The sequence below is a fragment of the Streptomyces sp. ICN903 genome, from assembly GCF_022015835.1.
GTDB lineage: Bacteria > Actinomycetota > Actinomycetes > Streptomycetales > Streptomycetaceae > Streptomyces > Streptomyces fenghuangensis.
Genome location: NZ_JAKMAY010000243.1, coordinates 1 through 8,801, shown reverse-complemented (window position 1 = coordinate 8,801; position 8,801 = coordinate 1). Strand labels below are relative to the sequence as shown.

The following is an 8,801-nucleotide window of genomic DNA, read 5'->3' as shown; positions in this document are numbered from 1 at the left end:
GCGGGGAGGGGGCCGGCAGCAGCGGGGCCTTCAGCGCGCCCACGGTGTTGCCCAGGACGGCGAAGGCCGCCATGAGAAGGCCGCCGATGAGGGTCAGCCAGGCGCCCACACCCAGGTCGATGTTGCGGTTGAGGTTCTGGTCCTCCGGGTCCGGCGCGATGGTGGCGAACATCGCCCACAGTGCCGCCCAGCCGACGAAGACCGCCAGCGCGGTGCCCCACTGGTCGAGTCCGAGCCCCGCCACCTTGCGGTCACCGGGCGTGATCCGCCCGAGGACGAGCAGGGCGGCCGCGATCAGCGCGGCGAGCGTCACGGTCGGCAGCAGCGGGAAGAGCGCGGGCTCCCAGCTGTTGACCGTGCAGTTCTCGGTGCAGTCGTCGGCCTTGAAGAAGGCGAGGAACGAGGCGATGAACAGCAGCACCGCTGCTCCGACAACCGCGCCATCGCTTCGGGTGAGCGAGCGGATGTTCACGTAATATCCTTAATCGGTTTCGTCATGGTCTGGTCAGACGGGGGCGGGCCCTATCGTACGGAAGGACGTTCCGCGGAGTCCGGCGGGTTCTCCCGCCCGGTCCCGGCCCGTTCCGCCGACTCCGCTCACCGGTTCGCGCGCCGCTTCAGGCACCGTCCCCGGCACCGCTTCGCGCCCCGTCGCGCTCGCCGAGCAGGAAGGCCTCGACGCCCTCGGCGATGCCGCGGGCCGCACGCTGCCGCCACTTCGGGTCGGACAGCCGCCGGGCCTCCCGCGGATCGCGCATGTTGCCGCACTCCAGGAAGACCTTGGGCACCCGGGAGAGGTTCAGTCCGCCCAGGTCGTCGCGGACGGTCAGGCCGGTCTCGGCCACCGAACCCCCCAGGTAGTCGGCGGGCCCGGAGCCGGTGGCCTCGGCGAAGGCGTCGGCGAGGTGCTCGCCCAGCCGGCGCGAGGGGCCGGTGATCCGCCGGGTGTCGGCGGAGCCCTCGGTCACCCGCGCGGGGAGGATGACGTGGAAACCCCGGTTGCCCTCGCCCGATCCGTCGGCGTGCACCGAGACCACCGCGTCGGCCCCCGCCTCGTTCCCGGCCCGGGCGCGCTCGTCCACGCACGGCCCGTACGGGCGGTCGCCGTCGTGGGTGAACTCCACCCTCGCGCCCAGCCCTTCGAGGAGGGTGCGGGCGCGGCGGGCGACGTCGAGGGTGAAGGACGCCTCCGCGTAGCCGGAGTCGGTGGCCGTGCCGGTGGTGTCGCACTCCTTGCGGTGCGTGCCGGCGTCCACCCGGCGCGCGATCTCGCGGGTGTGCTCGCGGTTGTCCGGGTTGTGGCCGGGGTCGAGCACCACCACGGTGCCGTCCAGGGGTCCTCCCTCCCCGTCCGGTTCCCCGCTCTCCTCCGGCTGCCCGGGAGAGGCGCCCGGGGAGGGTGTCCCGGACGTCTTGGGGGCACCGGAGGCCGCCGGGGCGCCGCGCGCCCCGCCGGAGCCGGTGTCCTGCGCCGACCGCCACACCAGCAGGCCCGCCAGGAAGACGGACAGCGCGATCGCGAGGATCACGGCAGGAGTGGACAGCCGTCGGCCGAGGGACATGATCGGATCGTAGCGCCGCGTCCTACAGGCCCGGGCCGGTACGCCGCAGAACGCGCAGCGAGCGGACCGCGCACTCCTCGGCGAAGGCGCCGGACTCCAGCGCGCGGCGGTGGATGCGGTGGGGCGCCTGACCGCCGTCGGCCGGGTCCGGGAAGACGTCGTGGATGACCAGCAGCCCGCCTTCGGCCAGGTGCGGGACCCAGCCCTCGTAGTCGGCCCTCGCGTGCTCGTCGGTGTGCCCGCCGTCGACGAAGACCAGGCCGAGCCGCCCGCCCCACACCGACGCCGCCCGCGGCGAGCGTCCGACGAGGGCTACGACGTACTCCTCCAGTCCGGCGGCGTGCAGGGTGCGGCGGAAGAAGGGCAGGGTGTCCATCAGCCCCACCTCGGGATCCACCAGGGAGGGGTCGTGGTACTCCCAGCCCGGCTGCTGCTCCTCGCTGCCCCGGTGGTGGTCCAGGGTCAGGACGGTCACGTCGCCGTCCGCGCGGCGGGCGGCGTCGGCCAGCAGGATGGTGGAACGGCCGCAGTACGTGCCGATCTCCAGCAGCGGCAGCCCCAGCCGCGCCGCGTCGCGGGCGGCGGCGTACAGCGCCATCCCCTCGTCGGCGGGCATGAAGCCCTTGGCCGCCTCGAAGGCGGCGACGACCTCGGGCGCGGGTCGCGCTGCGACATCCATGGACTCGGCCTCCCTGACCTGTGGTGCGGCCGACCATGCTGCCTCACCCGCCTCCCGGCCGGTGAGGCGGGTGGGCGCGGAGTACGCGGGGTGCGCCCCCGCGTGCGGCGGACGGAGCAAGGCCCCGGGCGCCGCGCGGGACCGCGGCGCCCGGGGCCCGGAGGGACGCGCCGGGGCGGGATCAGTCCTCCAGCGGCTCCTGCCCGGCGGGGCGGCGGTGGCGTCCCCGCACGGGCACCGAGGCCTCCTCGCCGACGGCGGCCGGGCCGCGGTGCCGGCCGTGCTGCTCGCCGGTCCCGGCGCTCGTCTCGCTGCTCGTCTCGGTCTGGGTCTGGGACATCGCGGGAATACTCCGTGGATTCGAGGCTTCTTCCTCCGTACCCGACCAGATCGTAGTAGTCCTACGATCTTCGCTCCGCATCTTTCCGGGCCAGTGGCGCCTGCTGGAGGGGCACCGGTGTGAAGGCCGCCGCCCGCGCCGCGAGCGGACCGCCGCCCTCCGCCGAACCGTCCGCCGGACCCTCCGCCGGACCGCTCTCCGCCGGGCCGACCTCCTGCGCCGAGGCCCCCTCCGGGGCGGGCTCCGCGTGCGGCCGGGCAGGCGGCGGCCCGGGCTCCGGAGACGGCGTGATCCGGGCCAGACCGCACTGCGTCCGGCCCGCCCGGCCGCCGGCGCACGGCAGCCGCAGTTCGCCCTCCGCCGTCCACAGCCCCGTCCCCCGCACCCACCCCACCGGGGCGGGCAGATGCCGCAGCCGCCGCTGGGAGGGGCGCCACACGGCCACCCACGTCCCGTTCGGGCCGTCCGCGCGCAGTGCCACCGCGCAGCCCTCGGGGGTGAGGGCCTGGCCGGGCTGGACGGCGAACGGGGTCAGCGCGACGCCCGGCGGGCTCAGGGCGTCGGGGAAGCGCACGGGCCGGTGGCTGCCGAGCACGCCCCAGCCCAGCCGCGCCTCGCCCGGCGCGTCGGAGCGCAGCAGCAGCAGGCCGCTGTCCGGGTCGGCCAGCAGCAGCCGGTCGTCGCTGTCGTCGGTGAGCTCCAGCAGCGGGAAGACCTCGCCGCCGCGCCCCAGGTCGACGGCGACGGTCTTGGTGCGGCCGGCGGCGTCGGTGCGGTCCAGGGCCAGCAGGCGCCCCTCGCGGTCCAGCCAGGTGCCGCCCGAGCAGCGGCCGGGCACCTCGGCGACCGGCTCCGGGCCGCGGGGGCCGCCGTGCACCAGCCACACCGTCGCGCCGTGCTCGCCGGGCGCGAGCGCGTGGACCGGGAAGCCGCAGGGGCCGTACGAGCCGTGCGGGGCGGGCGGCAGCAGCCGCAGCCCCTCGCAGTCCACCGAGCCCAGCGGGAGCTCGCCGGTGCCCGGGCCGGCGGGGTAGAGCAGCGCGAGGTGGCACCGGCCGCCGGCCGTACGGCGGATCAGCACCCGCCCGTCGGGCAGCGGCAGCACCTGGGCGTCCGGCCCCTCCGGGCGGGGCCCCGGCAGCGGGACCGCGTACGGCTCCGGGCCGTCCAGCGTCCAGCGCTCCGGGATCCGGCCGCGCCCGTCCCCGGCCGGCACGAGCCGGGCCGCGTAGGAGCCGTCCGCGGCGATCGTGAGGCCGGGGTGCGCCGCGCTCGCGCCCTCGCTCCGGGCGGCCTCGACGGTACTGATGGTCATCAGCCCATCACCTCCGGTGAGGACGGTAGTTTTCGCGCCCTCCGCCGGACGGCGCGAGCCGGGCGCCTTCACACGTACGGGGGACGGCGGCCCGTTTCGCGGGGAGAGGAGGCGCCCGGTGTGCTCCGCCCGGCCCCGCACACCGGGGCGCACGGCAGGTAACCTCTCACCCGTGCCTGCACTCTCCGATGTCATCGCCGCACTCGACGAACTGTGGCCCCCCGAGCGGGCCGAGCAGTGGGACGCCGTCGGAACGGTCTGCGGAGACCCCGGCGCCGAGGTCGGCCGGGTGCTGATCGCCGTCGACCCGGTGCGGGAGACCGCCGACGAGGCGGTGGAACTCGGCGCCGACCTGCTGCTGACCCACCACCCCCTCTACCTGCGCGGCACCACCACGGTCTTCGCCGGATCCTTCAAGGGCCGGGTCGTGCACGACCTGATCCGGGCCGGCGCCGCCCTCCACGTGGCGCACACCAACGCCGACCGCGCCGACCCCGGCGTCTCCGACGCCCTCGCCCAGGCCCTCGGCCTGCGCGTCACCGGCCCGCTGGTGCCCGACCCCACCGACCCGGCCGGACGGCGGGGCCTGGGCCGGATCTGCGAACTGGACGCCCCCGAGCCGCTGGCCCGCTTCGCCGATCGGGTGGCCGCACGGCTGCCCGCCACCGCGCAGGGCGTGCGGGCCGCCGGCGACCCGGACCGGCCGGTTGGCACCGTCGCGGTCTGCGGCGGCTCCGGCGACAGCCTCTTCGACCAGGTGCGGGCCGCCGGCGTCGACGCCTACGTCACCGCCGACCTGCGTCACCACCCGGCCTCGGAGGCCGTGCAGCACGGCGGCCCCCACACGGGGCCGGCGCTGGTGGACGCCGCGCACTGGGCTACCGAGTGGCCCTGGTGCGAGCAGGCCGCCGCCCAGCTCGAAGCGGTGTCCGAGCGGCACGGCTGGGGGCTGCGCGTCCACGTCTCCCGCACGGTCACCGACCCCTGGACCGTCCACGCGGCGTCCGCCCCCGCCCAGGGCGCCGCCCCCGCAACCACCATCACAGGAGCCCCCAACTGAACGCCGAGCCCGCCGACCAGATCCGCCTCCTCGACGTCCAGGCCCTCGACGTCCGGCTCAGCCAGCTCGCCCACCGGCGGAAGAACCTGCCGGAGCACGCCGAGATCGAGGGACTGACCGCCGACCTCGCCCAGGTGCGCGACCTGCTGGTCGCCGCCCGCACCGAGGAGAGCGACACCGCCCGCGAGCAGACCAAGGCCGAGCAGGACGTCGACCAGGTGCGCAAGCGCGCCGCCCGCGACCAGCAGCGCCTGGACTCCGGCGCGGTCACCTCGCCCAAGGACCTGGAGAACCTCCAGCGCGAGATCGCCTCCCTCTCGCGGCGCCAGAGCGACCTGGAGGACGTCGTGCTGGAGATCATGGAGCGCCGCGAGTCCGCCCAGGAGCGCGCGGCCGAGCTGGCGCAGCGGGCCGACTCCGTCCAGGCCCGGATCGACGACGCGGCGGCGCGGCGCGACGCGGCGCTGACGGAGATCGACGCCGAGACCGCCACCGTCACCAAGGAGCGCCAGGTCGTGGCCGCCTCCGTCCCGGCCGACCTGATCAAGCTCTACGACAAGCTGCGCGAGCAGCAGGGCGGCGTCGGCGCGGCCCGCCTCTACCAGCGGCGCTGCGAGGGCTGCCGCCTGGAGCTGAACATCACCGAGCTGAACGATATCCGCCAGGCCCCGGCCGACGCGGTGGTGCGCTGCGAGAACTGCCGCCGGATCCTGGTGCGCACCCCCGAGTCGGGACTGTGATGCCGGACCCCCAGCAGGCCCCGGGCTCCCCGGACTCCCCGGGCTCCCGCAGGACCTTCGTCGTCGAGGCCGACGGCGGCTCCCGCGGCAACCCCGGCCCGGCCGGATACGGCGCGGTCGTCCGCGACGCCGGGACGGGGCGGACGCTGTCGGAGGCGGCCGAGTACATCGGCACCGCCACCAACAACGTCGCCGAGTACCGGGGCCTGATCGCCGGGCTGCGCGCGGCCCACGCGCTCGACCCGCGGGCCCTGGTACGAGTGCGGATGGACTCCAAGCTGGTCGTCGAGCAGATGTCGGGCCGCTGGAAGATCAAGCACCCCGCCATGCGCCCGCTGGCGCTGGAGGCCGCCTCCGTCTTCCCGCCGGAGTCGGTCACCTACCAGTGGATCCCGCGCGAGGAGAACAAGCACGCCGACCGGCTGGCGAACGAGGCCATGGACGCCGGACGCCGCGGTGGGACATGGCGGCCGGCCGACTCCACCGCCGAACTCGACGCCGGCGCCCACGCCGACACCCTCCCCGGCCTCCCCGGCCCCTCGGCGGCCTCCGAGGCCTCGGCGGCCACCCCCGAGAGCTCGGCCGAGGCGCGGGCGGCGGCGCGGGCCGCCGTACGCCAGGCCGTACAGGAGACCCACCGCACGGCCGCCGCCGCCGAGCGGGGCGCCGGGACGGACGACCCGACGGCCCTGACCGCGGCCGACGAACTGCCCGTGGAGCCGGTGGCCGAGGCCGCGCCCGCCGGACAGGGGGAGCCGCGCACCCCGCAGACGGGCTGGGGCGCCGACATGGGCACCCCCACCACCCTCGTCCTGCTGCGCCACGGCGAGACCCCGCTCACCCCCCTCAAGCGGTTCTCCGGCAGCGGCGGCACCGACCCGGAGCTGTCGGCGACCGGGCTGCGCCAGGCCGAGGCGGCCGCCTCGGCCCTCGCGGCGCGCGGCACCGTCCAGCAGGTGATCAGCTCGCCGCTGGTGCGCTGCCGCCAGACCGCGCGGGCGGTCGCCGACCGGCTCGGGCTGGGGGTCGAGGTCGAACACGACCTGCGCGAGGCCGACTTCGGCGCCTGGGAGGGGCTGACCTTCGCCGAGGTCCGCGAACGGTACCCGGAGGACCTGGACGCCTGGCTGGCCTCGCCCGAGGCCGCGCCCACCGGCGGCGAGTCCTTCGCCTCCGTCATCCGTCGCGTCGAGGCCGCCCGCGACCGGATCCTGGCCCGCCACGCCGGCCGCACGGTGCTGCTGGTCACCCATGTCACACCGGTCAAGGTGCTGGCGTGCACGGCCCTGGGCGCACCGCCCGAGGCGCTGTTCCGCATGGAACTGTCGGCGGCCTCGCTGTCGGCGGTGGCGTACTACGCGGACGGCAACGCCTCGCTGCGACTGCTCAACGACACCGGCCACCTGCGCTGACGTCCCCGCCGCCCGCGTCGCCCGTACCACCCGCGTCGGCGCTCGCGGGGGCGCCCGTACCCGCGCCCGCGCCCAGCCGGGCCGCCTCGCGGGCCAGGCGCTCGATCCGCCCCCAGTCCCGCGCCCGCACCGCCTCCGGCGGCAGCATCCAACTGCCGCCCACACAACAGACGTTGGGCAGCGCCAGGTAGTCCGCCGCCGAGTCCGGCCCGATGCCGCCCGTCGGGCAGAACCGGGCCCGGGGCAGCGGCGAGGCCAGCGCCTTCAGATACGCCGGTCCACCCGCGGCCCGGGCGGGGAAGAACTTCATCTCCGTCACCCCGCGCTCCAGCAGCGCCATGACCTCCGAGGCGGTGGAGACCCCCGGCAGCAGCGGCACGCCCGCCTCCCGCGCCGCCACCAGCAGCCGGTCCGTCCAGCCGGGGCTGACCAGGAAGCGGGCGCCGGCGTCCCGCGCCGCCGCGGCCTGCTCCGGGGCGAGCACCGTGCCCGCGCCGACCACGGCCCGCGGCACCTCCGCCGCGACCCGGCGCACCGCCTCCAGCGCGCCCGTCGTCCGCAGCGTGATCTCGACCGCCCGCAGCCCGCCCGCCACCAGCGCCCGCGCCAGGGGTACGGCCTCGGCCGGATCGGCTCCGCCGTCGAGGACGACCACCGGCAGTACGGGGCCCAGGGCGAGTACGGAGGGCAGGGGCGCGTCCGCGGTGGCTGTCATGGCGGCCATCCTGCCCACCCCGTCCACGCACCGCAACGCCCGTTGCGCATGACGCAACGAGTCGGATCCCGAGCCCCGTCAGAGATCGGTGACCACCACGTCCAGCCGCCACGGCGCCCCGTCCCTCGCCGGAGGCTCCGCCTCCACCGTGTACCCCAGGCCTCGCAGCGCCTCGGCCAGCTCCGCCGGGCCGCCCGGCTCAAGGCCCTCGCGCAGCAGCGCGCGGACCATCCGCCCCTTGGTGGCCTTGTTGAAGTGGCTGACCACCGACCGCTTCTCCACACCGCCGACGATCCTGGACTGGAGCACCCGCACCGTCGCCGTCCGCCCGGCCGGAGCGCCCTTCGGCTTCCACATCGCCCCGTACGCCGCCGACCGCAGGTCCAGCACCAGTCCCTCGCCCGCCGCCTCCGGCAGCACCGACTCCAGCGGCTCCCGCCAGTACCGGCCCAGCGATCCCAGCGCCGGCAGCCGCACCCCGCCCGAGCAGCGGTAGGGCGGGATCGGGTCGCCGACCCGCACCGCGCCCCACAGCCCCGAGAACACCAGCAGCCACCGACCGGCCCGCTCCCGCGCCGCCTCGTCCAGCGTGGCCAGGTCCAGAGCGTCGTAGAGCACACCGGTGTAGACCTCGCCGGCGGGACGTGTCGGGGCCGTCCGCAGTCCGGCGTTCCTCGCCACCTCGCCGCGCAGGCCCTCGCTCAGACCCAGCACCTCGCGCGCCTTGTCCTCGTCGGCCGAGCACAGCTCCACCAGCTCGGCCAGCACCGCCTCCCGCGCGGCCGTCAGCCCCGGCAGCGACAGGGCCCCCAGATCGAGCGCGGGACCGGAAGCCCCGGCGGCCTTCCCCTCGGACGGCGGCAGCAGTACGAGCACGGTTGTTCTCCTCACAGGCGGTACGCGCGCCGGAACACGTTCCTCCGCGCCGGCGCCACAGCAGCGTAGGCGCCCCTCCCACCCGGTCGCCCACCACCCCGC

At 76.5% G+C, this 8,801-nt stretch carries 10 protein-coding genes; 3 read left to right on the top strand and 7 right to left on the bottom strand.

Annotated elements, in window-relative coordinates; all coding sequences use genetic code 11:
• From L7D48_RS21730 to L7D48_RS21710, 5 genes are all read right to left on the bottom strand, one after another.
• On the bottom strand, window positions 1-472 hold a 472-nt coding region (locus tag L7D48_RS21730; RefSeq protein ID WP_237881584.1), incomplete at its 3' end, for a DUF5336 domain-containing protein.
• A gap of 145 nt (window positions 473-617) precedes the next feature.
• The gene (locus tag L7D48_RS21725) at window positions 618-1,562 is read right to left on the bottom strand and encodes an N-acetylmuramoyl-L-alanine amidase (RefSeq protein ID WP_237881582.1); all 945 of its coding nucleotides are present in this window, start codon (window positions 1,560-1,562) and stop codon (window positions 618-620) included.
• A 22-nt stretch (window positions 1,563-1,584) separates the two neighbouring features.
• Window positions 1,585-2,241, bottom strand: coding sequence for a class I SAM-dependent methyltransferase (locus tag L7D48_RS21720; protein WP_237881580.1), 657 nt, complete (start codon window positions 2,239-2,241; stop codon window positions 1,585-1,587).
• A 181-nt stretch (window positions 2,242-2,422) separates the two neighbouring features.
• Entirely contained in the window at window positions 2,423-2,581 is a 159-nt protein-coding gene (locus tag L7D48_RS21715; RefSeq protein WP_206346260.1) for a hypothetical protein, read from the bottom strand.
• Between the two features lie 61 nt (window positions 2,582-2,642).
• A complete protein-coding gene (locus tag L7D48_RS21710; RefSeq protein WP_237881578.1) occupies window positions 2,643-3,896 on the bottom strand; it encodes a hypothetical protein in 1,254 nt (417 codons plus the stop codon).
• 172 nt (window positions 3,897-4,068) lie between these two features.
• Between L7D48_RS21710 and L7D48_RS21705 the strand changes: the two genes are divergently transcribed.
• Genes L7D48_RS21705 through L7D48_RS21695 form a run of 3 tightly spaced genes read left to right on the top strand, consistent with a single transcriptional unit; the run spans window position 4,069 to window position 7,108 of the window.
• On the top strand, window positions 4,069-4,956 hold the full coding sequence (locus L7D48_RS21705; protein WP_237881576.1) for a Nif3-like dinuclear metal center hexameric protein: 888 nt from the start codon (window positions 4,069-4,071) through the stop codon (window positions 4,954-4,956).
• Window positions 4,953-5,696: a zinc ribbon domain-containing protein gene (locus L7D48_RS21700; RefSeq protein ID WP_237881587.1), complete on the top strand. Its 744-nt coding sequence runs from the start codon at window positions 4,953-4,955 to the stop codon at window positions 5,694-5,696. The genes L7D48_RS21705 and L7D48_RS21700 overlap by 4 nt, the downstream gene beginning before the upstream one ends.
• Window positions 5,696-7,108: a bifunctional RNase H/acid phosphatase gene (locus tag L7D48_RS21695; protein ID WP_237881574.1), complete on the top strand. Its 1,413-nt coding sequence runs from the start codon at window positions 5,696-5,698 to the stop codon at window positions 7,106-7,108. The genes L7D48_RS21700 and L7D48_RS21695 overlap by 1 nt, the downstream gene beginning before the upstream one ends.
• On the opposite strand, the gene eda is transcribed toward L7D48_RS21695, so the two are convergent.
• Together eda and yaaA are read right to left on the bottom strand one after the other, a co-directional pair.
• Window positions 7,083-7,823 carry a bifunctional 4-hydroxy-2-oxoglutarate aldolase/2-dehydro-3-deoxy-phosphogluconate aldolase gene (gene eda / locus L7D48_RS21690; protein WP_237881572.1) on the bottom strand — a complete coding sequence of 247 codons (741 nt, stop codon included), beginning with the start codon at window positions 7,821-7,823 and terminating at the stop codon, window positions 7,083-7,085. The two genes, L7D48_RS21695 and eda, sit on opposite strands and share 26 nt — an antisense overlap.
• Before the next feature lie 78 nt (window positions 7,824-7,901).
• Entirely contained in the window at window positions 7,902-8,699 is a 798-nt protein-coding gene (yaaA, locus tag L7D48_RS21685; protein ID WP_237881570.1) for a peroxide stress protein YaaA, read from the bottom strand.
• Window positions 8,700-8,801 lie beyond the last annotated feature (102 nt).

Bases quoted from the DNA above. Each gene is read 5' to 3' on its own strand.
- L7D48_RS21725 (WP_237881582.1), bottom strand. From the start codon at position 1,562: ATGTCCCTCGGCCGACGGCTGTCCACTCCTGCCGTGATCCTCGCGATC.
- L7D48_RS21720 (WP_237881580.1), bottom strand. From the start codon at position 2,241: ATGGATGTCGCAGCGCGACCCGCGCCCGAGGTCGTCGCCGCCTTCGAG.
- L7D48_RS21715 (WP_206346260.1), bottom strand. From the start codon at position 2,581: ATGTCCCAGACCCAGACCGAGACGAGCAGCGAGACGAGCGCCGGGACC.
- L7D48_RS21710 (WP_237881578.1), bottom strand. From the start codon at position 3,896: ATGACCATCAGTACCGTCGAGGCCGCCCGGAGCGAGGGCGCGAGCGCG.
- L7D48_RS21695 (WP_237881574.1), top strand. From the start codon at position 5,696: ATGCCGGACCCCCAGCAGGCCCCGGGCTCCCCGGACTCCCCGGGCTCC.
- eda (WP_237881572.1), bottom strand. From the start codon at position 7,823: ATGACAGCCACCGCGGACGCGCCCCTGCCCTCCGTACTCGCCCTGGGC.